General features: G+C 69.5%; 23 protein-coding genes, 1 tRNA gene and 1 pseudogene. 9 read left to right on the top strand and 16 right to left on the bottom strand.

Translation table 11 applies throughout. The features are described from left to right. Nucleotides 1-36: 36 nt before the first annotated feature. The 5 genes from ABZ855_RS26040 to ABZ855_RS26020 form a co-directional block, all read right to left on the bottom strand. Complete coding sequence (locus ABZ855_RS26040; RefSeq protein WP_360810680.1) at nt 37-501, bottom strand: hypothetical protein; 465 nt, start codon at nt 499-501, stop codon at nt 37-39. A gap of 1 nt (nt 502) precedes the next feature. Then, complete coding sequence (locus ABZ855_RS26035) at nt 503-1,411, bottom strand: nucleotide-binding protein (RefSeq protein WP_360810678.1); 909 nt, start codon at nt 1,409-1,411, stop codon at nt 503-505. 201 nt (nt 1,412-1,612) lie between these two features. Continuing rightward, nucleotides 1,613-1,686, bottom strand: a tRNA-Pro gene (locus ABZ855_RS26030). Between the two features lie 42 nt (nt 1,687-1,728). Beyond that, nucleotides 1,729-2,505: a Pr6Pr family membrane protein gene (locus ABZ855_RS26025; RefSeq protein WP_360810676.1), complete on the bottom strand. Its 777-nt coding sequence runs from the start codon at nt 2,503-2,505 to the stop codon at nt 1,729-1,731. A 94-nt stretch (nt 2,506-2,599) separates the two neighbouring features. Next, nucleotides 2,600-3,523, bottom strand: coding sequence for a metallophosphoesterase (locus ABZ855_RS26020; protein ID WP_360810674.1), 924 nt, complete (start codon nt 3,521-3,523; stop codon nt 2,600-2,602). Nucleotides 3,524-3,601: 78 nt separating this feature from the next. Here ABZ855_RS26020 and ABZ855_RS26015 point away from each other — a divergent pair, with 78 nt between their 5' ends. Further along, on the top strand, nt 3,602-4,066 hold the full coding sequence (locus ABZ855_RS26015; RefSeq protein WP_360810672.1) for a GatB/YqeY domain-containing protein: 465 nt from the start codon (nt 3,602-3,604) through the stop codon (nt 4,064-4,066). A gap of 159 nt (nt 4,067-4,225) precedes the next feature. On the opposite strand, the gene ABZ855_RS26010 is transcribed toward ABZ855_RS26015, so the two are convergent. Then, complete coding sequence (locus ABZ855_RS26010; protein WP_360810670.1) at nt 4,226-6,541, bottom strand: transglycosylase domain-containing protein; 2,316 nt, start codon at nt 6,539-6,541, stop codon at nt 4,226-4,228. A gap of 419 nt (nt 6,542-6,960) precedes the next feature. Between ABZ855_RS26010 and wblA the strand changes: the two genes are divergently transcribed. Next, the gene (gene wblA, locus ABZ855_RS26005) at nt 6,961-7,299 is read left to right on the top strand and encodes a transcriptional regulator WblA (RefSeq protein ID WP_053745774.1); all 339 of its coding nucleotides are present in this window, start codon (nt 6,961-6,963) and stop codon (nt 7,297-7,299) included. 11 nt (nt 7,300-7,310) lie between these two features. On the opposite strand, the gene ABZ855_RS26000 is transcribed toward wblA, so the two are convergent. Together ABZ855_RS26000 and ABZ855_RS25995 are read right to left on the bottom strand one after the other, a co-directional pair. Further along, entirely contained in the window at nt 7,311-8,777 is a 1,467-nt protein-coding gene (locus ABZ855_RS26000; RefSeq protein WP_360810668.1) for an ArsA family ATPase, read from the bottom strand. Further along, nucleotides 8,774-9,751, bottom strand: a complete 978-nt coding sequence (locus tag ABZ855_RS25995; protein ID WP_360810666.1) for an ArsA-related P-loop ATPase — start codon at nt 9,749-9,751, stop codon at nt 8,774-8,776. Before ABZ855_RS25995 ends, ABZ855_RS26000 begins: the two co-directional genes overlap by 4 nt. A 95-nt stretch (nt 9,752-9,846) precedes the next feature. Here ABZ855_RS25995 and ABZ855_RS25990 point away from each other — a divergent pair, with 95 nt between their 5' ends. The 4 genes from ABZ855_RS25990 (at nt 9,847) to ABZ855_RS25975 (ending at nt 12,367) form a co-directional block, all read left to right on the top strand. Next, nucleotides 9,847-10,005, top strand: coding sequence for a DUF4177 domain-containing protein (locus ABZ855_RS25990; RefSeq protein WP_003967454.1), 159 nt, complete (start codon nt 9,847-9,849; stop codon nt 10,003-10,005). After that, nucleotides 10,002-10,475: a RidA family protein gene (locus ABZ855_RS25985; RefSeq protein ID WP_360810664.1), complete on the top strand. Its 474-nt coding sequence runs from the start codon at nt 10,002-10,004 to the stop codon at nt 10,473-10,475. The genes ABZ855_RS25990 and ABZ855_RS25985 overlap by 4 nt, the downstream gene beginning before the upstream one ends. Before the next feature lie 189 nt (nt 10,476-10,664). Beyond that, nucleotides 10,665-11,540, top strand: a complete 876-nt coding sequence (locus ABZ855_RS25980) for an NUDIX hydrolase (protein WP_360810662.1) — start codon at nt 10,665-10,667, stop codon at nt 11,538-11,540. Then, a complete protein-coding gene (locus ABZ855_RS25975; RefSeq protein ID WP_360810660.1) occupies nt 11,537-12,367 on the top strand; it encodes an MBL fold metallo-hydrolase in 831 nt (276 codons plus the stop codon). The genes ABZ855_RS25980 and ABZ855_RS25975 overlap by 4 nt, the downstream gene beginning before the upstream one ends. 175 nt (nt 12,368-12,542) lie before the next feature. On the opposite strand, the pseudogene ABZ855_RS25970 reads toward ABZ855_RS25975, so the two are convergent. From ABZ855_RS25970 to ABZ855_RS25960, 3 genes and pseudogenes are all read right to left on the bottom strand, one after another. Next, a pseudogene (locus tag ABZ855_RS25970) lies at nt 12,543-12,743 on the bottom strand (nucleotidyltransferase); the annotation flags it as partial. 22 nt (nt 12,744-12,765) lie between these two features. Further along, nucleotides 12,766-13,845: a PQQ-binding-like beta-propeller repeat protein gene (locus ABZ855_RS25965; protein ID WP_360810658.1), complete on the bottom strand. Its 1,080-nt coding sequence runs from the start codon at nt 13,843-13,845 to the stop codon at nt 12,766-12,768. A gap of 131 nt (nt 13,846-13,976) precedes the next feature. Further along, nucleotides 13,977-14,651 carry a Crp/Fnr family transcriptional regulator gene (locus ABZ855_RS25960; RefSeq protein ID WP_006382668.1) on the bottom strand — a complete coding sequence of 225 codons (675 nt, stop codon included), beginning with the start codon at nt 14,649-14,651 and terminating at the stop codon, nt 13,977-13,979. A 326-nt stretch (nt 14,652-14,977) separates the two neighbouring features. Between ABZ855_RS25960 and nth the strand changes: the two genes are divergently transcribed. From nth to ABZ855_RS25945, 3 genes are all read left to right on the top strand, one after another. Then, nucleotides 14,978-16,054 carry an endonuclease III gene (nth, locus tag ABZ855_RS25955; protein WP_360810655.1) on the top strand — a complete coding sequence of 359 codons (1,077 nt, stop codon included), beginning with the start codon at nt 14,978-14,980 and terminating at the stop codon, nt 16,052-16,054. A 97-nt stretch (nt 16,055-16,151) separates the two neighbouring features. Next, nucleotides 16,152-16,874 (top strand): CoA pyrophosphatase, encoded by a 723-nt coding sequence (locus ABZ855_RS25950; protein ID WP_360810653.1) that lies wholly within the window; start codon nt 16,152-16,154, stop codon nt 16,872-16,874. A gap of 13 nt (nt 16,875-16,887) precedes the next feature. Then, entirely contained in the window at nt 16,888-18,087 is a 1,200-nt protein-coding gene (locus tag ABZ855_RS25945; RefSeq protein ID WP_360810651.1) for a MarP family serine protease, read from the top strand. A 39-nt stretch (nt 18,088-18,126) separates the two neighbouring features. On the opposite strand, the gene ABZ855_RS25940 is transcribed toward ABZ855_RS25945, so the two are convergent. The 5 genes from ABZ855_RS25940 to acs form a co-directional block, all read right to left on the bottom strand. Further along, entirely contained in the window at nt 18,127-18,306 is a 180-nt protein-coding gene (locus ABZ855_RS25940) for a hypothetical protein (RefSeq protein ID WP_319210052.1), read from the bottom strand. A gap of 128 nt (nt 18,307-18,434) precedes the next feature. Next, on the bottom strand, nt 18,435-19,415 hold the full coding sequence (locus ABZ855_RS25935) for an alpha/beta hydrolase (protein ID WP_360810649.1): 981 nt from the start codon (nt 19,413-19,415) through the stop codon (nt 18,435-18,437). Continuing rightward, nucleotides 19,412-19,888 carry a phage holin family protein gene (locus tag ABZ855_RS25930; RefSeq protein ID WP_360810647.1) on the bottom strand — a complete coding sequence of 159 codons (477 nt, stop codon included), beginning with the start codon at nt 19,886-19,888 and terminating at the stop codon, nt 19,412-19,414. Before ABZ855_RS25930 ends, ABZ855_RS25935 begins: the two co-directional genes overlap by 4 nt. A 65-nt stretch (nt 19,889-19,953) precedes the next feature. Next, nucleotides 19,954-21,405, bottom strand: coding sequence for a Na+/H+ antiporter NhaA (nhaA, locus tag ABZ855_RS25925; protein WP_360810645.1), 1,452 nt, complete (start codon nt 21,403-21,405; stop codon nt 19,954-19,956). Nucleotides 21,406-21,585: 180 nt separating this feature from the next. Continuing rightward, on the bottom strand, nt 21,586-23,541 hold the full coding sequence (acs, locus tag ABZ855_RS25920) for an acetate--CoA ligase (RefSeq protein WP_360810643.1): 1,956 nt from the start codon (nt 23,539-23,541) through the stop codon (nt 21,586-21,588). Between the last annotated feature and the right edge of the window lie 122 nt (nt 23,542-23,663).

The following is a 23,663-nucleotide window of genomic DNA, read 5'->3' as shown; positions in this document are numbered from 1 at the left end:
TTTGCTTCGTGTGACCGTTGCTTCGATCGCCTGGGATCAGACGGCGAAGGCTTGACCACACACGAGGCAGTGATATGGGCCCGACGTGTCTTCGGGGACCTTTACCGGCTCGTATGAGTGGCATGGGGACGTCACGATCATCATGTCGTCGGGCTCGGTGAGTGGAGCCGGTACGTCCGGTGCGCCGAAACCACCTTGCAAGTCGAACCTCACGTGCTTGTTGCCGACCCCCTTGAACGCCTCCCGCAGTCCTTGCTCGATGTCTCGCGTCGCAGCAGGAATAGCCGCGCCTTGGGCGTATTCGAGTTGCTCCTGCGTCCACCAGGAGTCCATTCCTGCTGGCTGCCCGCACAGGGGGCAGTGGTAGGCCGCCGGGGCGGGCTGTCCCTCGGCTTCCTCGTTCGCTGGGCCGTGATGCCACTTGAACTGGCGTACGCAGTGCGGGCATTCCCGACGGAGGAACCCGTCGTGGTCCAGGGGCAAGGTCAACTGGATGTCCATGTCACACTCCACTCACGAACTCGTCGATCGCGATTGGTGTCCCATCGGCGGTTTTGGCGGTGATGGTGATGTTGAAGTACGAGTTCGAACGTGACGCGAGAGAGTCTGACGACATGCGCCCTACGCGCACGGACTTGCCTTCGGGCAGCTTCGGGACGGGGAATTCGCCGGCGTTTCGCATGACGAGCCCAACCTCGGCATCAGCGTCGACGTCTAGGTCGTACACGTCGCCGGGACCGTGGTTGGTGATCTCGACCGCGTCGATCTTGCCGCGCCCATTGTCGATGTATCGGGCCTTGAGTCGGGGCGTGCCTGTCGCCTGGGATGCCGGTAGTTTCCGGCCCATCGGGAGCCCGCCGCCCGGGGGAACAGGTGGGGTCAGGTCGCCGGCCTCGTGCCAGTCCGTTCCTGCCAGCCGGGTGGCGCACCCTGCGGTTTCTAGACGGATCGCGAGATCCTGCCGCTTCTTGACGCTGTTGTCGAGGCGGACGACATGTCGGCCATGGATGTCGCTGAAGACCTTCACCTGTCCGAGTTCCACGATCACGGTGCGATCCGCATCGCGGCCCATGGCCATGCCTGCCTCGAAGAGCACATTCGGACGGGGCTGCATCTGCGGGTTGCACTCTGGATCGCCTGGGTGAGCCAGGCTCTCGTGCAGATAGGTGACGTCGTCCGGCGTCTGTAGGACGACGACGGCCTGGGCGTTACCGAACGCCGCATCGAGGATCTCACCGATATACGGGGAGCCCTTTCCCGTCATGCGGCCTGCTTCTGACCACTCGATTGGATCGAGCCCGATGGCCCGCAGGAACTCGAACAGTCCCCGGCGTGCGCGGTCGTTGCGTCCGTGGATCACGAACACTCTGCGGCGGTCCACCCCACGCCCGTCTTCTGCTGTGGTTGGCATGCCTTGCTCCCTGCTGATGTACGAGAGACCTGTGCCATTCGACGTTAGCGGCAGGGTCTGACATTGATGCTGGTACTCAGGTTGCGAGAGCGGGAGCCGGATTCAGACACCGGTTCCCAAATGGCTCCCAAGACGGCCCTCGCAACCACTCAGGGGCCTGATCCGTTAAGCGGATCAGGCCCCTGACCTGGTACTTCACTGTCGGGGTGGCGGGATTTGAACCCACGACCTCTTCGTCCCGAACGAAGCGCGCTGCCAAGCTGCGCTACACCCCGATGTCGCTGCTTGTCCTGCTTGTCGCGGCGACGTCGTTTACTTTAGCCCACCGGTGGCCCCAGGCGAAATCCGGTTTTGGCGCGGTGGTGGACGGGGTTCGGGCGGATGTGGTCGAGCGTTACGAGGAGCACGGCGAGGGCGTAGAAGGCGAGCCCGAGGAGCAGAGCGTTGCCCAGGATGGTCTTGTAGCCGTCCTCGGCGACGTCGAGGAAGCCGTACAGGTAGCGGTTCGGTGTGCCGGCGACGAGAAGCTCGCCTCGGGCCAGGGAGAAGCCCAGGTACGCCAGGGGGTACAGGAGCCAGGGTGCCGCGTGGCGCAGGTGAAGTTGGCCGGAGGGGGTCAGCAGGAGCCAGTTCACTAGGGCCGCGATAGGGACCGCCGTGTGCAGGAGCTGGTCGGTGAGGACATGCCAGCCCGTTGGTGGTGGGGCGGTGGCGAAGGGGCTCGCCGGGTTGGTCAGGAGTAGGTGGTGGACCAGGGCTGCTATGGCGATGTAGAAGAGTGCGGCGCCTGTCAGGGCGTCCGGCAGCGGGTGGTGGGCCGTCCAGGCGCGGCGGGCCGCGATGGTCATGACCAGGGTCAGCAGGATGCTGCTCTGGATGGCGAACTGGCTCAGGACCTGGGCCGGGCTGCCCAGGAACAGTTCGATGGTCACGGCCGTGGCCGCCGCGGCGGCGATGAGGAGGCGGAAGATCGCCGTCAGTGGGCGGCGAGCCGGGGTCACCACCGCCGTGGCGGGGACGGGCGACGGGAGGAGGGTGGGGCCGCCCGGGAGCGCGGGGAGGTCCGGTATGTCCCTGGGTATCGGAGCGGTCATGCCCTCACGCTAGGGCGGGAGGGCAAATGGGGCGATCCGGGCGGGCTGGGTGGGTTACGCGGGAGACGAGGACGCCCCGCTATGACGCCCCCCGCTATGGCGCCGTAAGCGTCAGCAACGTAACCTCCGGCGGGCAAGCGAACCGTACCGGCGTGTAGCGGTTCGCGCCGCAGCCTGCCGAGACGTGGAGGTACGACGTCCTGCCCTCCGCCGTGTGGGTCGACAGGCCCTTCACGCGGTCGGTGTCCAGGTCGCAGTTGGTGACCAGGGCGCCGTAGAAGGGGATGCACAGCTGGCCGCCATGCGTGTGGCCGGCCAGCATCAGGGGGTACGCGTCCGCCGTGAACGCGTCCAGGACGCGGAGGTACGGGGCGTGGACGACGGCCATCGAGAAGTCCGCCGTGTCGGAGGGGCCGCCGGCAACCTCCGCGTACCGGTCCCGCTTGATGTGCGGGTCGTCCAGTCCCGTCAGCTCCAGTGACATCCCGTCGATCTTCAACGTGCCCCGGGTGTTCGTCAGGTTCAGCCAGCCCGCCGAGTCAAAGCCGTCGCGCAGGTTCTCCCACGGGTTGTGGACCACGTCGACGGCGGGCGGGTTGCCGTTGAGGCCGTGTTTGCCCTGGGCCTTCTCCAGCAAGTACCGGGCGGGGTTACGGGGCTTGGGGCCGTAGTAGTCGTTGGAGCCGAACACGTACGCACCCGGGAACTCCATCAGCGGGCCGAGCGCGTCGAGCACCTCGGGCACGCCCTCCGGGTCGGACAGGTTGTCGCCCGTGTTGATCACGAAGTCGGGGCGGAGGCCGGCGAGGGAGCGGAGCCAGCGCTGCTTCTTGTACTGGCCGCTGACCATGTGGATGTCGGAGACCTGGAGCACGCGCAGCGGGCGCATGCCCGCGGGCAGCACCGGCACGGTCACCCGGCGGAGGCGGAAGGAACGGGTCTCGAAACCGGCCGAGTAGGCGAGGCCGGCGGCGGCAACCGCCGTGATTCCCAGGGGTACTCCGTATCGCGCGCGCATGCTCCCATCGTGTCAGGCCGGAACGGGCGGTGGAAATCCACGGGCGATCCACTTGTCGCACCTGCGACAATCGATCCCATGACCACGCTCAAGTCGAAGCTCAGGGAAGACCTCAACGCCGCCATCAAGGAGCGCGACGAGCTCCGCTCCTCGACGCTCCGGCTGACCCTGACCGCCATCACCCAGGAAGAGGTCTCCGGCAAGGAGAAGCGCGAGCTCTCCGACGAGGAGGTCACCAAGGTGATCACCCGCGAGGCGAAGAAGCGCCGCGAGGCCGCCGAGGCCTTCGCGCAGGGCGACCGCCCCGAGCAGGCCGAGCGCGAGAGGGCGGAGGGCGAGATCCTCGCCACCTACCTGCCCAAGCAGCTCGACGACGACGAGTTGAACCGGATCGTCGCCCAGGCCGTCGAGGAGGCGAAGGCGGCCGGAGCGGAAGGGCCGCGGGCGATGGGCCAGGTCATGAAGATCGTGAACCCGAAGGTCGCCGGCCTCGCCGAGGGCGGCCGGGTCGCCGCCGCGGTCAAGAAACTCCTCGCCGGCTGACCTCCGGTCACCGGCCACCAGCCACCGGTGACCAACCACCGGTCACCGGCCGCGACCAGCGGTCACCCGCCCGCCCGTACGCCAACGGGGGCGCCCTTCTCAAGAAGGGCGCCCCCGTTCACGTACTGCCTACTGGCTACTGCCTACTGGCCGGCCGTTTTACGGAAACCCTCCGTTGCCGCCGTCCCCGTTGCCTCCGTTACCGCCGTTCCCGTTGCCGTTGTTGCCGCCGTTGTCGTTGCCCTGGACGAAGCCGGGCGGGAACGAGAAGGTCGGGGGCGGGAACGTCGTGTTGCCGCCGTTGTCGGCGCCGCCGTTCGTCGCGCCGGCGTTGTTGTTGCCGTTGTTGTCCCCGTCGTCGTCGCCTCGGCCGTCGTCGTTGCCGCCCGGCTTCTGGACCGGCGGTTCGATGATGGGTACGAGGTTGAACTTCCCGGAGTCCTTGCCCACCAGGGCGCCGGTCATGGCGTCCTTCCAGATCGGGCCCGGGACCGCGCCGCCGAAGACGAGTTCGTGGAAGACGCCGCCGATCCTGATGTTGGTCATCTTCACGTTCTGCATGGCGCTGCCGACCCAGACGGCACCGGACAGGGTCGGTGTGTAGCCGACGAACCAGGCGTTCTTGCGCTCGTCCGTCGTACCCGTCTTACCGGCGTTGTCGCGGCCGTCGGTGAGGCCGGCCGCCTTGCCGGTGCCGGAGTCGACGACGCCCTGGAGCAGGGTGCTGATCGTGTCGGCGGTCTTCTCCGACATCGCGCGCGAGCACGTCGACTTCGGGACCTCCAGCGACTTCTCCTGGCCGTTCGTCTTCTGCGTGATCGACTCGATGGCGATCGGCGTGCAGTACATGCCCCGGGAGGCGAAGGCCGCGTACGCGCTCGCCATGGTCAGCGGCGAGATGCCCTTGGAACCGAGGGCGATGGCGGGAACCTCGGGCAGCTTGTCGCCGTTGCCCTGCGTCACATGCAGCGCGTCGGTCATCTTGACCACCGGGCAGAGACCGATGTCGGAGATCATCTGCACGAAGTAGGTGTTGACCGAGAGCTCCATCGCCTTCCGCAGGCGGTAGGGGCCCTTCTCCGACTCGCTCTCGTTCTCCACCTTCGCGTTTTCCAGGTTGGTCCACGGCTTGCCGCTGCACGTCTGGACCGGGCTCGGGTACTCCATCTCGTACGGCGACGAGTACTCCTGGATCGGCTGGCGCCCCTCCTCCAGGGCCGCCGCCGCCACGAACGGCTTGAACGTCGAACCGGTCGGGAAGCCGAAGTTGGAGCCGCCCCGGTCGCTGCCGACGGAGTAGTTGATCTCGGTCTCGTTCTTGCCGTAGCCGTACGGCTTCGACTGGCCCATGCCGAGGATCTTGCCGGTGCCCGGCTCGACCAGCGTGACCGCCGTCGCGACCGAGTCCGACTTGTTCACGTGCTCCTTGATCGACGCCTGCACGGACGCCTGCGACTGCGGGTCCAGCGTCGTCCGTATGGTCAGGCCGCCCTGGTTCCAGATCTTCGTCCGGTCCTCGCGGGTCTTGCCGAAGACCGGGTTGGCGAGGAACTCCCTCTCGACGTACTTGCAGAAGAAGCTGGCGCCCTTGACCGCCACGATGCAGCCGTTCTTCGGCTGGCTGACCTTCAGGCCGAGCGGCGCCTTCTTGCCGGCGTCGGCCTGCTGCTGGGAGATGTCACCGACCTCCGCCATCCGCTGGAGCACGGTGTTGCGGCGCTTGATGGCCTCCGCCGGGTCGTTGACCGGGTCGTACCGGGTCGGCGACTGGACGAGGCCGGCCAGGAGGGCCGCCTGGGGGAGGGTGAGGTCCTTCGCGGCCTTGGAGAAGTAGCGCCGCGAGGCCGCCTCGGCGCCGTAGGCCTGCTGGCCGAAGAACGTGATGTTCAGGTAGTTCTCGAGGATCTTCTTCTTGCCGAGCTCCTCCTCGACCTGGATCGCGTACTTCAGCTCCTGGACCTTGCGGCCGACGGTCTGCTGCTGAGCCTGCGCGACCTTCGTCGGATCGTCGCCCGCCTCCTCGACGAACACGTTCTTCACGTACTGCTGCGTGAGCGTGGAGGCGCCCTGCGCGACGCCGCCGCTCTGCGCGTTCTTGTTGAGGGCGCGCAGGACGCCCTTGAGGTCGATCGCGCCGTGCTCGTAGAACCGTGAGTCCTCGATCGCGACGATCGCCTTCTGCAGGTACGGCGAAATGTTCTTGAGCTCCACGACCGTGCGGTCACGCGAGTACACCGTGGCGATCTGGCCGCCCTTGGCGTCCAGAATCGTGGTGCGCTGGCTCAGCGGCGGGCGCTTGAGGTTGGCGGGGATCTCGTCGAACCCCTCGACCGACCCCTTCGCCGCGAGACCGAGCGCGCCGGCGGCGGGCAGGGCGATGCCCGCCGCGACGGCTCCCGCGAGCACGCTGACACCGAGGAACTTTGCGGCCTGCTGTGTTGCCGACAGGCCACCGCCCGAGCGCTTGTTTGGCATGAGGGCAGCCTACGTTCTCATTCGCCGGACACACGTATAGGCCTTGGCCTAAGCTGCTCACAACTGTCACAGCAGTGAGGTCACGTATCAATACGTCCGTGAGACCCGAATCGTTTCGGATGTAGCCCAACTTTTTTCGGATTTTTTTGTGGCGTACGTGCCCGGATGCGCCTCGTGTGTCCTGTGGTGCCCGTTGTGACCTGGCTGAATCGTCCCGCTCTGCCGGGATGGTCGCGCATGTCGGTCGCTCACTCCCCCGGGTGATCTGCCGATAACCCATAGTCCGTTCGGGCCATTCAAGATTGGGCCCGAAGGGGGTGTTGCGCTGTGCCCGCCTTCCGTAACGTCCTCAACTGGCGGCGGTGAATATGCCGCTGCCGCCGTGGGGGAGCCTCGATTCGGGAGAGGACGGCGCCGGTATGGGCTGGGTAACCGACTGGAGTGCGCAGGCGGCCTGCCGCACTACCGATCCGGATGAACTGTTCGTTCAAGGAGCAGCGCAGAACAGGGCCAAGGCGGTGTGCACCGGATGTCCGGTACGCACGGAATGCCTGGCTGACGCGCTCGACAACCGCGTCGAGTTCGGCGTGTGGGGAGGAATGACGGAGCGGGAGCGCCGCGCACTGCTGCGCAGGCGTCCCACTGTCACCTCGTGGCGCCGGCTGCTCGAGACAGCGCGTACGGAGTACGAGCGGGGGGCGGGAATCCTGCCTCTCGACGAGGAAGAGGTGTACGAGAACTACTTGGCGGTGGGCTGAGCCGACCCGGGTCAGTCACTCGCCTCCGCGAGCTCCGGCGGTTCCGGCAGCTCTGGCCGGTCGGTCGCGAGCCGGTCGCCGATGTCACGCAGTCCTGCGAGGTCATGGACGTCGCCGGGCAGCGCGGCGACCTCGGTCACGGCCACCTCCGGGTGGAGCGCGGTGAAGCGGTCACGTGTGCGCTGCTCGCGGGAGAGCAGCTGCATACGGTCGGCGTGCAGCCGGAGCAGACCTGCGGTGAGTTGTCGGACGGTGGGCTCGGCAAGGGCGCCTGGGTCACCGGGGGCGACGGTCGACGCACTGTTGTCGTCGGCGGTGGGGGAGCCTTCGACGTGTTCTACGTCGTGTTCTACGGCGCGTTCCACGACGTCTTCTGAGCCATGTTCTGCGACGTGTTGCGTGACGTGTTCTTCGACGTCTGTGGCCGGGGGGTTCGGCCGGTCTGAACTGCCGTACGTGTCGGGAGAGTTACGAAGTCCAGCTTTCCCGTCCTCCTGATCGACAATGCGGGGCTCTTCAAGATTTTCCGCGGCGGCGATCGCACGCTCGGCGGACAGTTGGGCGGCGCCGCTGCCGTGGACCCGGTTGAGCACCAGTCCGGCGAGCGGCATGTCCTCCGCGGCCAGCCGCTCCACGAAGTACGCGGCCTCGCGCAGTGCGTCGCGCTCCGGGGCCGCCACCACCAGAAACGCCGTGCCCGGTGCCTGGAGCAACTGGAAGGTGGCGTCGGCGCGGGTACGGAAACCACCGAAGGTGGTGTCCATCGCGGCCACGAACGTCTGGACGTCCTTGAGGAGTTGGCCGCCCAGGAGCTTGCCCAGGGTGCCGGTCATCATCGACATCCCGACGTTCAGGAACTTCATCCCCGCGCGCCCGCCCAGCTTCGCCGGCGCCGTCAGCAGCCGGATCAGACGGCCGTCGAGAAACGAACCGAGGCGCTTCGGGGCGTCCAGGAAGTCCAGCGCCGACCGGGACGGAGGCGTGTCGACGACGATGAGGTCCCACTCGTCGCGCGACCGCAGCTGCCCCAGCTTCTCCATCGCCATGTACTCCTGCGTGCCCGCGAAGCCCGCCGAGAGCGACTGGTAGAAGGGGTTCGCGAGGATCGCGGCGGCCCGCTCCCGGTCGGCGTGCGCCTCGACGATCTCGTCGAACGTACGCTTCATGTCGAGCATCATCGCGTGCAGTTCGCCGCCGCCCTCGACGCCCTTGACCCGCCGCGGCACGTTGTCGAGCGAGTCGATGCCCATGGACTGGGCGAGCCTGCGCGCCGGGTCGATGGTGAGCACGACCACCTTCCGCCCCCGCTCGGCGGCGCGCAGTCCGAGGGCCGCCGCGGTGGTCGTCTTGCCGACCCCGCCGGCCCCGCAGCACACCACGATCCGGGTCCGTGGATCGTCGATCAGCGGATCGATCTCGAGCACGCGCGCGGGGGACAGGCCATGGCGGGAGGCGGTCTCGTGTGGTTCCGGGCTCATGACATCCTCTGCTTCCGCAGCTCGGTGGCCAGTTCGTAGAGACCTGCCAGGTCCATACCCTCGGCGAACAACGGCAGTTCGTGCGTCGGCAGACCCAACTCGCCCAGCACAGAACGCTGTTCATGTTCCAGCGCGTATCGCGCGGCGTACTCCTCGGCCTGGGCCAGCAACGGGTCCACCAGCTTCTCGGCGTGCCCGCCGCGCCGCGCCCCGCCGAGCCCGGCGGCCGACAGCGACCGCGCGAGCGTGCCGCGGGGTGCCGCCCGTACGAGTTCCAGCTCGCCCTCGTCCAAAACCTCGGGCCGCACCATGTTGACGACGATCCGTCCCACCGGCAGCTTGGCCGCCCGCAGTTCGGCGATGCCGTCCGCGGTCTCCTGGACGGGCATCTCCTCCAGGAGCGTCACCAGATGCACCGCCGTCTCCGGCGACTTCAGTACGCGCATCACGGCCTGCGCCTGATTGTGTATCGGGCCGATCTTCGCCAGCCCGGCCACCTCGTCGTTGACGTTCAGGAAGCGGGTGATGCGGCCGGTCGGCGGGGCGTCCATCACGACGAAGTCGTAGGCGAACCGCCCGCTCTTGTCCTTCCGCCGGACCGCCTCGCACGCCTTTCCGGTCAGCAGGACGTCTCTGATGCCGGGGGCGACGGTGGTGGCGAAGTCGATCGCGCCGAGTTTCTTCAGGGCGCGGCCGGCGCTCCCGAGTTTGTAGAACATCTGGAGGTAGTCCAGCAAAGCCTGCTCGGGGTCGATGGCGAGGGCGAACACCTCCCCGCCCCCGGGAGCGACGGCGATCTTCCGCTCCTCATAGGGCAGCACTTCCGTCTCGAAGAGCTGCGCGATGCCCTGCCTGCCCTCGACCTCGACGAGAAGCGCGCGCTTCCCCTCGGTGGCGAGGGCGAGCGCGAGCGCTGCGGCGACCGTGGTCTTTCCGGTCCCGCCCTTACCGCTGACGACCTGGAACCTGCTCACGTATTCGAGATTAACCAGTCCGGCCGGAAGCTACGCCGGAGGCTGTGGACAACGTGGGCGCGGGGTGCCCCGCGGCAGCGGATAAAGTCGCCTCCATGACCAAGTGGGAATACGCGACTGTGCCTCTGCTCGTCCACGCCACGAAGCAGATCCTGGACACCTGGGGCGAGGACGGCTGGGAGCTCGTCCAGGTCGTGCCCGGGCCGAACAACCCCGAGCAGCTCGTGGCGTACCTGAAGCGGGAGAAGGCGTGAGCGCGGTCGAGGCGCGCCTCGCCGAACTGGGCCTGACCCTCCCGGCGGTGGTGCCTCCGCTGGCCGCGTACCAGCCGGCCGTGCAGTCGGGGGTGTACGTGTACACCTCGGGCCAGCTGCCCATGGTGGACGGGAAACTCCCGGTCACCGGGAAGGTGGGCGCGGAGGTCACCCCCGAGGAGGCCAAGGAACTGGCACGCACGTGTGCGCTGAACGCGCTCGCGGCGGTCAAGTCGGTCGCCGGTGACCTGGACCGGATCGCGAGGGTCGTGAAGGTCGTCGGCTTCGTGGCCTCGGCCCCCGATTTCACGGGCCAGCCCGCGGTGATCAACGGCGCGAGCGAACTCCTGGGCGAGGCACTGGGCGACAAGGGCGTACACGCCCGCAGCGCGGTAGGAGTGGCGGTACTGCCCCTGGACGCACCGGTGGAGGTCGAAATCCAGGTAGAGCTGGAGCTGAGCGCTCTTTAGCCCGTCCGCCCTTTGAGGCGCCGGCCGGCATTTCCAGCCCGTCCGGCGTTTGAGGACGAGGCCCGTTCAGGGCCGGAGCGGGGGACTGGGGGCGGCAGCCCCCAGGGACAGGATGGGACGGGTAGGGGCGGCGGGGGCGAAACCCCTCGCGCCCTCGAACATGCGCCCACCACCGGATAACCTCCGCCCATGGCAAACGGGCAGTGGTACCCACCGGAGTGGCCGACCCTCATCCGCGGGCTCGCCGAAGGCACCCTCACCCCGGTCACCCCCAAACGCGCGGCCACCGTCATGCTCCTCAAGGACACCGACACCGGCCCCGCCGTCCACATGCTGCGCAGACGCGCCTCCATGGCCTTCGCCGGGGGCGCGTACGCGTATCCGGGCGGCGGAGTAGACCCGCGCGACGACGACCACCTGATCCGCTGGGCGGGCCCCACGCGCGCGTGGTGGGCCACCCGGCTGGGCCTGGGCACCGACGAGACGTCCGCGCAGGCGGTCGTCTGCGCCGCCGTACGGGAGACGTACGAGGAGGCGGGCGTCCTGCTCGCCGGCCCGACCGCCGATTCCGTGGTCGGCGACACCACGGGCGACGACTGGGAGACGGACCGAGCCGCCCTGGTCGCCCGGGAACTGTCCTTCGCCGAGTTCCTGGACCGCCGGGGCCTGGTGCTCCGCTCGGACCTCCTCGGGGCGTGGGCCCGCTGGATCACCCCGGAGTTCGAAGCCCGCCGCTACGACACCTGGTTCTTCGTGGCCGCGCTCCCCCAGGGCCAGCGCACCCGCAACGCCTCCACGGAGGCCGACCGCACGGTGTGGATCGAACCGGCCCGGGCGGCGGCCTCGTACGACAAGGGCGAGCTGCTGATGATGCCGCCCACGATCGCGACCCTGCGGGCGCTGGCACCGTACGACAGCGTGTCCGGGGCCCTCACCGGGGCCCTGGAGCGCGACCTGGCGCCCGTGCTGGCCACCGCGAGTGTGCAAGATGACGAGATCGTGCTCTCCTGGCCAGGGCACGACGAGTTCACCAAGCACATCCGGATCGGGGGAGCCCCCGCATGACCGAAGCCGCCGCTCTTCCCGGCCGGCCGCGCGGCGGGGTCCTCTCCGGCCCCGCCACCGCGCGCGCGGTCAATGTCCTCGCGCCCAACGCCTCCGCGATGACCCTCGACGGGACGAACACCTGGATCGTCTCGGAGCCCGACTCCGAACTGGCCGTCGTCGTCGACCCGGGGCCCCTGGACGACGTCCACCTCAGGCATGTCGTCGACACCGCGCACAAGGCCGGCAAACGGATCGCGCTGACGCTGCTCACACACGGGCACCCGGACCACGCGGAGGGCGCCGGACGGTTCGCCGAGCTGACGGGCACGCGTGTGCGGGCGCTCGATCCGGCGCTGCGGCTGGGGGACGAGGGCCTCGCGAGCGGGGACGTCGTGTCCGTCGGCGGGCTGGAGCTGAGGGTCGTACCGACGCCGGGGCACACCGCGGACTCGCTGTGCTTCCATCTCCCGGCCGATCGGGCCGTCCTGACGGGTGACACCGTCCTGGGGCGCGGAACGACCGTGGTGGCCCATCCAGACGGCCGCCTGGGGGACTATCTGGACTCTCTGAGGCGGCTGAGGTCCCTGACGGTGGACGACGGCGTACACATCGTCCTGCCGGGTCACGGGCCCGTCCTGGACGACGCCCAGGGTGCCGTCGAGTTCTACCTCGCCCACCGCGCCCATCGGCTCGCCCAGGTCGAGACGGCGGTCGAGAACGGCCGCACGGACCCGGCGGAGGTCGTCGCCCACGTGTACGCGGACGTCGACCGCTCCCTGTGGCCGGCCGCCGAGCTGTCCGTACGCGCCCAGCTGGAGTACCTCCGCGAGCACGGCCTCATCTAGTCACGGTGAGCCGGGCCTGGGCGCCTTGACGCCGTGCACGCGCGCGTACTCCTCCACCAGCCACGACCCCAGCTCCTCGACGTGAGAGCGCAGGAACGCCCGCAGGACGGCCGGATCGTCCGTCGCCGCGCGGATGCCACCCCGGGTAGTACGCGGCGAACGCGTCGGCCATCTCGTCCAGGTCGCTGCGACCCACGCGCGCGGTGCCGCGCGGAACCGACCCGTACAGGTACGCGCTGTGCAGCCGCTCCCCGAAGAGGCCGACGATCCGGCCACGGGCCGCGTCGACGACGGGCCGGAAGGCGGGCGGCACGCGCGCGAGGGAGCCCTCGCGGACGATGAAACCCTGCTGGTCCAAGCCAGGGCGCACGGTCATTCCGTACGCCACGTCACCCGCCTCACTTCCAGCGGAACACCCGCACGCGCCGTGTCTCGCTCACCGCGTGGCACACCACGGCCAGCCGGTCGTCCCAGGCGGCGTACCGGGCCCGGTAGCTGAAGCCGGGCAGCCTGCGCTCGGCGACGGTCCGGCCGTCGGCGGGGTCGAGGACGGTGACGCGGCTGCCGTAGCCGTTGCCGACCATGAAGTACCCGCGGTGGGCCAGCGGATGGAGCGTACGGCCGTGATCGGTGCGCCACTCCCAGAGCTGCTCGCCGGTCGCGACGGAGTACGCGCGCAGGACGGTGTCGGCGTTCTTCTTGTCGTCTCCGGCGGGGTCCTCCGGTTCCAGCCCGACGGCGAGCGTGTCGCCGACGACGGCGACGGCGGGCCCGAAGTCCTTGTATCCGGCGGGAAGTTCGACAGACCACTCGCTGTCCTCGCGCACCACGCACAGCCGGGGGCGGGAGCGCCGGCCGCTGTTACGGGCGGACAGGACGGGCGGGTCGGTCGCCAGGACGGTGAACGAGTCGCCCCGGTGGTCGGGAAGCGGCCGCTCCCACTGGAGGGCGCCCGTGCGCGTGTCGAGACACCGGACGACCGGCGGCGCGTCCGCATTGCCGCCGGTGACGGTCGCTATTCGGCCGCCGCCGATCGCCACCTCGCGCGCGTGGTCGCCGCCGATGTGGCCCAGCCGGTCCTTCGGCTGCTCGCGCGACCAGGCGACGGCTCCGGAGCCGAGGTCGAGGGCGGTGAGACGGACGTGCGTGGCGCCGGGCTGGCCGTCGTCGTGGTGCAGGACGACGCCCAGACCGCCCTGGGTGTCCTCGGCGACCCGGACGATCACGTCCCGGTCCGGCGGCTGCCAGGTCCAGCGGGGCTCACCGGTCGCCGGTGCGTACGCGGTCACGCGGTCGAAGCGGACCAGGGCCACCGCCTCGTCCGTCGCCCACAGGCCGAGCGGCTCGCCCTGGTCCTGCTGTTCGAACTCGGACTGCCACAGCGTCGGCGCCTCCGGGTCCCGGCGGAACAGGCGCAACCGGCGCTTCGGGGGCTCCGGCGCCGCCCAGACGGACTCGGGCGCTCGGTCCTGGTGCATCCCACCCACCCCTTGGTTCCGTTCCACACGTTCTCGTCGTCTCGTCGTCTCGTCGTCCCCTGGTCTCGTCGAACGCGAGAGGGGCCCCGCCATGCGGCAGGGCCCCTCGTACGCGTACGGACGGCTCCCGGCTAACGCGAACGCTTCGCGAGGCGCTCCACGTCCAGCAGGATCACGGCCCGCGCCTCCAGGCGCAGCCAGCCGCGGCCGGCGAAGTCGGCGAGCGCCTTGTTGACCGTCTCGCGGGAGGCGCCGACGAGCTGCGCCAGCTCCTCCTGCGTCAGGTCGTGCACGACGTGGATGCCCTCCTCCGACTGCACGCCGAAGCGGCGCGAGAGGTCGAGCAGGGCGCGCGCGACACGGCCCGGCACATCGGAGAAGACCAGGTCGGACATCTGGTCGTTGGTCTTGCGCAGGCGCCGGGCGACGGCGCGCAGCAGCGCGGCGGCCACCTCGGGGCGGGCGTTCAGCCAGGGCTGGAGGTCGCCGTGGCCGAGGCCGAGCAGCTTGACCTCGGTCAGCGCGGTGGCCGTGGCGGTGCGCGGGCCCGGGTCGAACAGCGACAGCTCGCCGATCAGCTCGCCGGGGCCGAGGACGGCCAGCATGTTCTCGCGCCCGTCCGGTGACGTGCGGTGGAGCTTGACCTTGCCCTCGGTGACCACGTAGAGCCGGTCACCCGGGTCGCCCTCGTGGAACAGGGCGTCACCGCGCGCGAGGGTCACCTCACTCATGGAGGCGCGGAGCTCCGCGGCCTGCTCGTCATCGAGCGCCGCGAAGAGCGGGGCGCGCCGCAGAACGTCGTCCACGAGTTCTCTCCTTGTCACCTGCTCAGGGGATCTTGCTCCCCGGTTGACGGGGACCGTGTTCCCCATCTTGCCGGGCGGTCCAAACAGTGTGATCTGTCACAAGGATGCCGTACGGGTGTCCCGATCAGTGTGGCAGGGGGCCAATTGGGCGCCGATCTTCAGGGTCCGGGGCGGATGTCAGTGCCGGGCTCTAGGCTGGCCGGGTGTCCAAATCGCCGGTGAGAGCACAGGCCACGGGGGCTGGGTGGGTGGCCGCAGAGGGTGATTCCGCTGTGGGCGAACAGGGCACGGGTGGGGGCCGGAATGCGGAGAAAGCGGCAGAGGTGATGTCGGTGGAGAAAGCCGCCAAGCAGGTGACCGGGGCGACTGAGGTGGCTGGGACGGCCGGAAGAGGAGCGTCCGGGGGCGTCCCGGAGGGTGCTCCGAGGACACCTCCGGTGAAGAGGGCTGCCACCGCGGCGGCGAAGAAGACGGCTGCGGCGAAGAAGACGGCTGGAGTCAAGAAGGCGGCCGCGGCCAAGAAGACGGCTGCAGGCAAGAAGGCCGCCCCCGCGAAGCAGGCAACCGCATCCGGGACTGCCGTTTCCAAGACCGCCGTTTCCAAGACCGCCGTCGCGAAGCCGCCCCGCAGCGAGTCGCGTACCGCGCTCGTGCGGCGGGCCCGGCGGATCGACCGGGAGCTCGCCGAGGTGTATCCGTACGCCCACCCCGAGCTGGACTTCGCGAACCCCTTCCAACTGCTCGTCGCCACGGTCCTGTCCGCCCAGACCACCGACCTGCGCGTCAACCAGACGACCCCCGCCCTCTTCGCCAAGTACCCCACCCCCGAGGACCTGGCCGCCGCCAATCCCGAGGAGGTCGAGGAGATCCTGCGCCCGACCGGCTTCTTCCGGGCCAAGACCAGGTCCGTCATAGGGCTGTCCAAGGCGCTCTCGGAGCAGTTCGGCGGTGAGGTGCCCGGCCGCCTCGAAGACCTCGTCAAACTCCCCGGCGTGGGCCGCAAGACCGCCTTCGTCGTGCTCGGCAACGCCTTCGGGCGCCCCGGTATCACCGTGGACACGCACTTCCAGCGGCTCGTGCGCCGCTGGCAGTGGACGGCGGAGACGGACCCGGACAAGATCGAGGCCGCCGTCGGCGCGCTCTTCCCCAAGAGCGACTGGACGATGCTGTCGCACCATGTGATCTTCCACGGCCGCCGTATCTGCCACGCCCGCAAGCCCGCCTGCGGCGCCTGCCCGCTCGCCCCGCTCTGCCCGGCGTACGGGGAGGGCGAGACGGACCCGGACAAGGCGCAAAAGCTCCTGAAGTACGAGAAGGGCGGCTTCCCCGGCCAGCGGCTGAACCCGCCGCAGGCCTACCTCGACGCGGGCGGCATCCCGGCGCCCCCGCTGGGGGCCGGATGAGGCCCGGCGGTCGTACGGCGTCATCGGGTACATCGGGTACGGAACCGGAACCAACGGGGTGGCCGCAGGCGTTGGAAGCAGCAGAACGGGGGTGGCGGTGACGCGCGCGAGCAACACACAGGGCGGCGAGGTGACGCTCAGCAGGGACGGCCTGCCCGGCTGGCTCGATCCGGTGGTGCACGCCGTCGAGACGGTCGAGCCGCTCCAGCTGAGCCGCTTCCTGCCGCCCGAGGACGGCGGCGGCCGGCAGTCCGCCGTGCTGATCCTCTTCGGGGAGGGTGAGGGCAAGGGCGACACCCCGGAGGGCCCTGGCGGGCCCGAGTTGCTGCTCATGGAGCGGGCCAGTTCGCTGCGCTCCCACGCCGGTCAGCCGTCCTTCCCCGGCGGCGCCCTCGACCCTGAGGACGGGGACCCGCAGGGCGACGGTCCGTTGCGGGCCGCGCTGCGCGAGGCCGAGGAGGAGACCGGGCTCGATCCGGCCGGTGTCCAGCTCTTCGGCGTACTGCCCAAGCTCTACATCCCGGTGAGCGGGTTCGTCGTGACGCCCGTGCTGGGCTGGTGGCGTGAGCCGTCGCCGGTCGGGGTCGTCGATCCGAACGAGACGGCACGGGTCTTCACGGTTCCCGTGGCGGATCTCACGGACCCGGCGAACAGGGCGACCGCCCTGCACCCAAGTGGCCACAAAGGCCCGGCATTTCTGGTCGAATCGGCCCTCGTGTGGGGCTTCACGGCCGGAGTCATCGACCGACTGCTGCACTACTCGGGCTGGGAGCGCCCCTGGGACAGAAACAAGCAGGTCCCGCTGGACTGGCACGCGTGACAGGGTGGCCCATGTGAACGTGCTGGACATCTTGTTGCTGGTCGCCGCCGTGTGGTTCGCGATCGTGGGCTACCGCCAGGGCTTCGTCGTCGGCATCCTGTCGGTGATCGGCTTCCTCGGGGGCGGTCTCGTCGCGGTCTATCTGCTGCCTGTCGTCTGGGACGGCGTGACCGACGAGGCGGAGGTGAACACGACCGCCGCCGTCGCCGCGGTGGTCATCGTGATCGTCTGCGCGTCCGTCGGCCAGGCCCTGACCACCCATCTCGGCAACAAGCTGCGCAGATTCATCACCTGGTCGCCCGCGCGCGCCATCGACGCGACCGGCGGGGCCCTCGTCAACGTCGTCGCGATGCTCCTGGTCGCCTGGCTCATCGGGGCCGCCCTCGCGCAGACCACGATGCCCACAGTGGGCAAGGAGGTCCGCGGCTCCAAGGTGCTGGCGGGTGTGCAGGAAGTACTGCCGTCCGACGCGGACACCTGGTTCAAGGACTTCACCTCGGTCCTCGCGCAGAACGGCTTTCCGCAGGTCTTCAGCCCGTTCTCCGACGAGCCCATCAAGGACGTCGACCCGCCGGACCCCGCGCTCGCCAACAGCGCGGTCGCCGTCAACGCCCAGCGTTCCATCGTCAAGGTCATGGGCACCGCCCAGAGCTGCGGCAAGGTCCTGGAGGGCACCGGCTTCGTCTTCGGCGAGCGCCGCGTGATGACCAACGCGCACGTGGTCGGCGGCGTCGACGAGCCCACCGTCCAGATAGGCGGCGAGGGCAGGAAGTACGACGCGACGGTCGTCCTCTACGACTGGGAGCGCGACATCGCCGTACTCGACGTACCGGATCTGCGCGCGCCCGTGCTGCGGTTCACGACCGACGACGCGAGCAGCGGCAGCGGCGCGATCGTCGCCGGCTTCCCGGAGAACGGGTCGTACGACGTCCGTCCCGCGCGCGTGCGCGGTCGCATCACGGCCAACGGCCCGGACATCTACCACCGCGGCACGGTGCGCCGCGATGTCTACTCCCTGTTCGCGACCGTCCGCCAGGGCAACTCCGGCGGCCCGCTGCTCACGCCCGACGGCAAGGTGTACGGCGTGGTCTTCGCGAAGTCCCTCGACGACCCGGAGACCGGTTACGCGCTCACGGCGGACGAGATCCAGGAGGACATCGACCAAGGGCGCCTCGCCAGCCAGCAGGTGGACAGCGACAGCTGCGCGCTCTGAACCCGGCCCGGCAGTACGGGTTCGGGTTCGGCGCGGGGTTCAGGGGCGCGGGTGGCGCAGGCGCACCGAGACCCAGCGGGCACGGCGGCGCAGAATGCGCGGGATTCCCACCCTCAGATCCGTTCCCGCGATGTGCGGGGACCCTCCTTGGTGGGCGCTCAGACCATGGTCCGAGCGGCGATTGCGTGCTACGTCACTGTAGTCGTGCGTCCAGCCCATACCTCGACCTCTGCCCCTGCCCCAAGGTCGATAACCGCCCCATGGGCCCCTAATTGGCCTATGCGCCGGGCAATTGGCCGCCCGTAGGACAGGTGTTCAATTCTCGGATACCGGGCGTACCGGCGTGCTCACCGGTCCGGCTCGGGGTCCTTGAGCCAGTTGACGAGTTCCGTCGAGAACGCGACCGGATCCTCCTCGTGCGGGAAGTGTCCAAGGCCGTCGAAAAGACGCCAGCGATACGGCGCTTCGACGTACTCCCCGGAGCCGGCCGCGCTGCGCGTACGCAGCACCGGATCGAGTGAGCCGTGCAGATGCAGCGTGGGCACCCGCACCGGCCGCTTCATGCGCCGGTTGAACTGGATGCCGTCCGGCCGGGCCATCGAGCGCACCATCCAGCGGTACGGCTCGATCGCACAGTGCGCGGTGGACGGGATGCACATGGCCGCGCGGTACGTGTCCACCGCCTCGTCGTCGGGCAGCCGCGGCCCCGACCAGTCCCGGATCAGCCGCCCGACGAGCGCGCCGTCGTCCGCGACGAGCTGCCGCTCGGGCAGCCAGGGCCGCTGGAACCCCCAGATGTACGAACCGGCGGCCGTCTGCCTGACGTCGGAGAGCATCGCCGAGCGCCAGCGCCGGGGGTGCGGCATCGAGGACACCACGAGCCGCCGGACCAGCTTGGGGCGCATCACCGCGGCCGTCCACGCCAGGTATCCGCCCAGGTCGTGGCCGACCAGCGCGGCGTCGGGCTCGCCGAGGGACCGTACGACGCCCGTGATGTCGAGGGCGAGGTTCGCCGGGTCGTAACCCCGGGGTGTACGGTCGCTGCCGCCCACGCCCCGCAGGTCCAGGGCTACGGCCCGGAAGCCGGCGTCGGCGAGGGCGGCCAGCTGGTGCCGCCATGTCCACCAGAACTGGGGGAAGCCGTGCACCAGCATGACCAGCGGCCCGTCGCCCAGCTCGGCGATGTGGAACCGGGCGCCGTTCGCGGCGACATCCCGGTGGAGCACCTCGCGCCCGCCGGGAAGGTCGAGCCGTACGACCGAGGCGGGCTGTGTCGGGGCGGGTTGGGCCGGGGCGGGTTGCGCCGGGGGTGTGGCGGGGTCCGTCATGAGGACGAGCGTGCCACAACCTCGACGCTGTCACTCACCGGGGCGGGCCGGGGGTGTGGCTTGGCCTTCTGGAGGACGCCCGCCGTCTCCTTCACGGATGCGGCGACCTTCTGCGGGCCCTTGCTCTTCTTGGCCTTCTTCGCGAAGACGACGCCGATCAGCACCAGGAGCACGGCGAGGAGGACGTTCGCGGCGAACGACAGCAGGAAGCAGACCGCGAGGTTCCAGTCGCTCCACGTCCGAATGGCGTACGCCAGTGCGAAGTTGAGCATCGGCAGGGAGAACAGCAGTACTGCACCGGCCACCGTGAACGCCCCGCCGCTTGTCGCGCCGCGCTTCACATCCTGCTTGAGCTGCGCTTTCGCCAGTGCGATCTCGTCGTGCACCAGCGCGGACATCTCGGTCGTCGCCGAGGCGAACAACTGGCCGATGCTGCGTTCGGCGCCGACCGGGCTGCCGTCGGGTGCGCTCATCGAGGTCTCCCTGTTGTCTTTGTCGTCTTGCTGTCTGACTGCCTGTCCGACATCTACGTGTCAGATCATGCCGGACCGTCACCCACGTCGCCCGCCCCGCCCGTGACTTCGGCAAGCCGGTTCCGCTCGGCGGCCTCCAGTTCGGCGGCCTTGAGCCGTGCGATGCGCCGGTGTTCTGCCGCCTTCCCCTCGTAGATCTCGGCCATGCGCAGGTGATACGCCGGATCGTGCTCCTCGTAGATGTCGGGGATGCCGTCGAGGTCCTCGTCGCGCTCCTCCGCCTCCCACAGCCGGCGGTACCGGGCGTTCCGGATCTTCAGCAGTACGGTCGCGGCGAGCGCGGCGATGAGCGAGCCGGACAGTACGGCTGCCTTGACCTCGTCGGTGAGCGCCGGGTTGCCGTCGAACGCGAGTTCGCCAATAAGGAGCGAGACGGTGAACCCGATTCCGGCGAGCGAGGCGACGGCGAACACATCGGCCCAGGCGAGGTCGTCGCTGAGCGAGGCCCGGGTGAAACGGGCCGTCAGCCAGGTCCCGCCGAAGATCCCGAGCGTCTTCCCGACGACCAGCCCGAGCACGACACCGAGGGTCTCCGGCTGGGTGAACACGTCCCCCAGCACCCCGCCGGACACCGAGACACCCGCGCTGAACAGGGCGAACAGCGGCACCGCGAACCCGGCCGACAGGGGCCGGACCAGATGTTCGACGCGCTCACCGGGCGAGCACTCCTCCCCGTCCCCGGTCCGGGTCGTACACCGCAGCATCAGCCCCATGGCGACACCGGCGATGGTGGCGTGGATGCCGCTGTTGTACATCAGTCCCCAGATGACGAGCGCGAGCGGGACGTACACGTACCACCCGCGTACGCCCTTGCGCAGCAGCAGCCAGAAGACGGCGAGGCCGACGAGCGCGCCGCCGAGCGCGGCGAAGTTCAGGTCGGAGGTGAAGAAGACGGCGATGATCAGAATGGCGAAGAGGTCGTCGACGACGGCGAGCGTGAGCAGGAACGCGCGCAGGGCGTTCGGCAGGGACGTCCCGATGACGGCGAGCACGGCGAGCGCGAAGGCGATGTCGGTGGCCGTGGGCACGGCCCAACCGGCGAGCGAACCGCCGCCGGTGACGTTGGTGAGGGTGTAGACGAGCGCCGGTACGGCCATTCCGCACAGGGCGGCGACGACGGGCAGCGCGGCGGCCCTCGGGTCACGCAGATCCCCGGCGACGAGTTCGCGCTTGAGTTCGATGCCGGCGACGAAGAAGAAGACGGCGAGCAGTCCGTCGGCGGCCCAGTGCTGGAGGGAGAGATCGAGTCCGAGGGCGGCGGGCCCGACATGGAAGTCGAGGACGGCCTCGTAGGTGTCCTTGGCCGGTGTGTTCGCCCAGATCAGCGCGGCGACGGCGGCGACGAGCAGCAGTACCCCGCCGACGGTCTCGGTCCGCAGCGCGTCCGCGACGAACGTCCGCTCGGGCAGGGAGAGCCGTCCGAGGAGCTTGCGGCTGGCGTTACGGGGGGTGGCCACGGGGGGATCCTCCGGTCGGTGGGCAGCATGGAACACATGCCGACCAGACTTCCCGGCGCACCTTGGCGATCCTCGCGGATCTTGTCGCGGAGGATCTTGTCGCGTTGTTGACGCGATCTTTAGCTTACCTAAGGTGCGCGGGATGCGCCGTCCGGAGGAAACCCCCTTTTAGCCGGCTCTCTAGTCCTCGCTGCCCGCCGCGGGCAGCTTCGTCTGGATGAGGTCCATGACGGTGGAGTCGGTCAGCGTGGTCACGTCACCCAGCTCCCTGTTCTCGGCGACGTCACGCAGCAGCCGGCGCATGATCTTCCCGGAGCGGGTCTTGGGGAGCTCAGCGACCGGCAGGATGCGCTTGGGCTTGGCGATCGGGCCGAGGGTGTCGCCGACGTGGTTGCGCAGTTCGGCGACGAGGCCCTCGGTCTCGGAGGCGGTGCCGCGCAGGATGACGAAGGCGACGATGGCCTGCCCGGTGGTCTCGTCGGCGGCACCCACGACGGCCGCCTCGGCGACCGACGGGTGGGACACCAGCGCCGACTCGACCTCCGTCGTCGAGATGTTGTGCCCGGAGACGAGCATGACGTCGTCCACCCGGCCGAGCAGCCAGATGTCGCCGTCGTCGTCCTTCTTCGCGCCGTCACCGGCGAAGTACTTGCCCTCGAACCGGGACCAGTACGTGTCGAGGAAGCGCTGGTCGTCGCCCCAGATGGTGCGCAGCATCGACGGCCACGGCTCGGTCAGCACCAGGTAGCCGCCGCCCCCGTCCGGCACCTCGCGCGCCTCGTCGTCGACGACGGTGGCGGAGATCCCGGGCAGCGCACGCTGCGCGGATCCCGGCTTGGTCTCCGTCACGCCGGGCAGCGGGGAGATCATCATGGCGCCGGTCTCGGTCTGCCACCAGGTGTCGACGATGGGCGTCACGTCGGCGCCGATGTGCTTGCGGTACCAGATCCACGCCTCGGGGTTGATCGGCTCGCCCACGGACCCCAGCACCCGCAGGGAGGAGAGGTCGAACTTGGCGGGGATGTCGTCGCCCCACTTCATGAACGTACGGATGGCGGTGGGCGCCGTGTAGAGGATGGTCACGCCGTACTTCTGGATGATCTCCCAGAAGCGGCCCTGGTGCGGGGTGTCCGGCGTCCCCTCGTACATGACCTGCGTCGCGCCGTTGGCCAGCGGCCCGTACACGATGTACGAGTGCCCGGTGACCCAGCCGACGTCGGCGGTGCACCAGTAGACGTCGGTCTCCGGCTTGAGGTCGAAGACGGCGTGGTGGGTGTAGGCCGCCTGGGTGAGGTAGCCGCCGGAGGTGTGCAGGATGCCCTTGGGCTTACCCGTCGTACCGGAGGTGTAGAGGATGAACAGCGGCTGCTCCGCCTCGAACGCCTCGGGCGTGTGCTCGGCACTCTGCCGCTCGACGACCTCGTGCCACCACACGTCCCGGCCCTCGTGCCAGTCGACGTCCTGCCCGGTACGGCGGACCACGAGCACGTGTTCGACGTTGTCGACGCGCTCGACCGCGGCATCGACGGCGGGCTTCAGCGCGGACGGCTTGCCGCGCCGGTAGCCGCCGTCCGTGGTGATGACGATCTTGGCGTCGGCGTCCTGGATACGGGTCGCGAGCGCGTCCGCGGAGAATCCGCCGAAGACGACGGAGTGCGCGGCGCCGATCCGCGCGCAGGCGAGCATCGCGATCGCCGTCTCCGGGATCATCGGCATGTAGACGGCGACCCGGTCGCCCTTCTGGACTCCCAGCTCCAGCAGGGCGTTGGCGGCCTTGGAGACCTCGTCCTTGAGCTCGGCGTAGGTGATCGCGCGGCTGTCGCCGGGCTCCCCCTCGAAGTGGATGGCGACCCGGTCGCCGTTCCCGGCCTCGACATGCCGGTCGACGCAGTTGTACGCGACGTTGAGGGTGCCGTCCTTGAACCACTTGGCGAACGGCGGGTTGGACCAGTCCAGTGTCTCGGTCGGCTCGGTGGCCCAGGTCAGCCGGCGGGCCTGCGCGGCCCAGAAGCCGAGCCGGTCAGCCTTGGCCTGTTCGTACGCCTCCGCCGTGACGTTGGCGTTCGCGGCCAGCTCGGCGGGTGGCGCGAACCTGCGCTCCTCCTTGAGCAGGTTGGCCAGGCTTTCGTTGCTCACGACATCTCCCTTTCCCAGGGTGTCCGTTGTGTCCCGGGCGACAGCTCATCAGACCGGGGGGCCCGCTGACAAGGGCCGACGAAAAATAGGTCTAGACCTTTAACCCCTTGGGGTCGCTGTCG

The organism is Streptomyces sp. NPDC047042 (genome assembly GCF_040644035.1).
Classification (GTDB): Bacteria; Actinomycetota; Actinomycetes; order Streptomycetales; family Streptomycetaceae; genus Streptomyces.
Note: the sequence above shows the minus strand (reverse complement) of the source record. Positions and strands in the feature narration are given on the sequence as shown.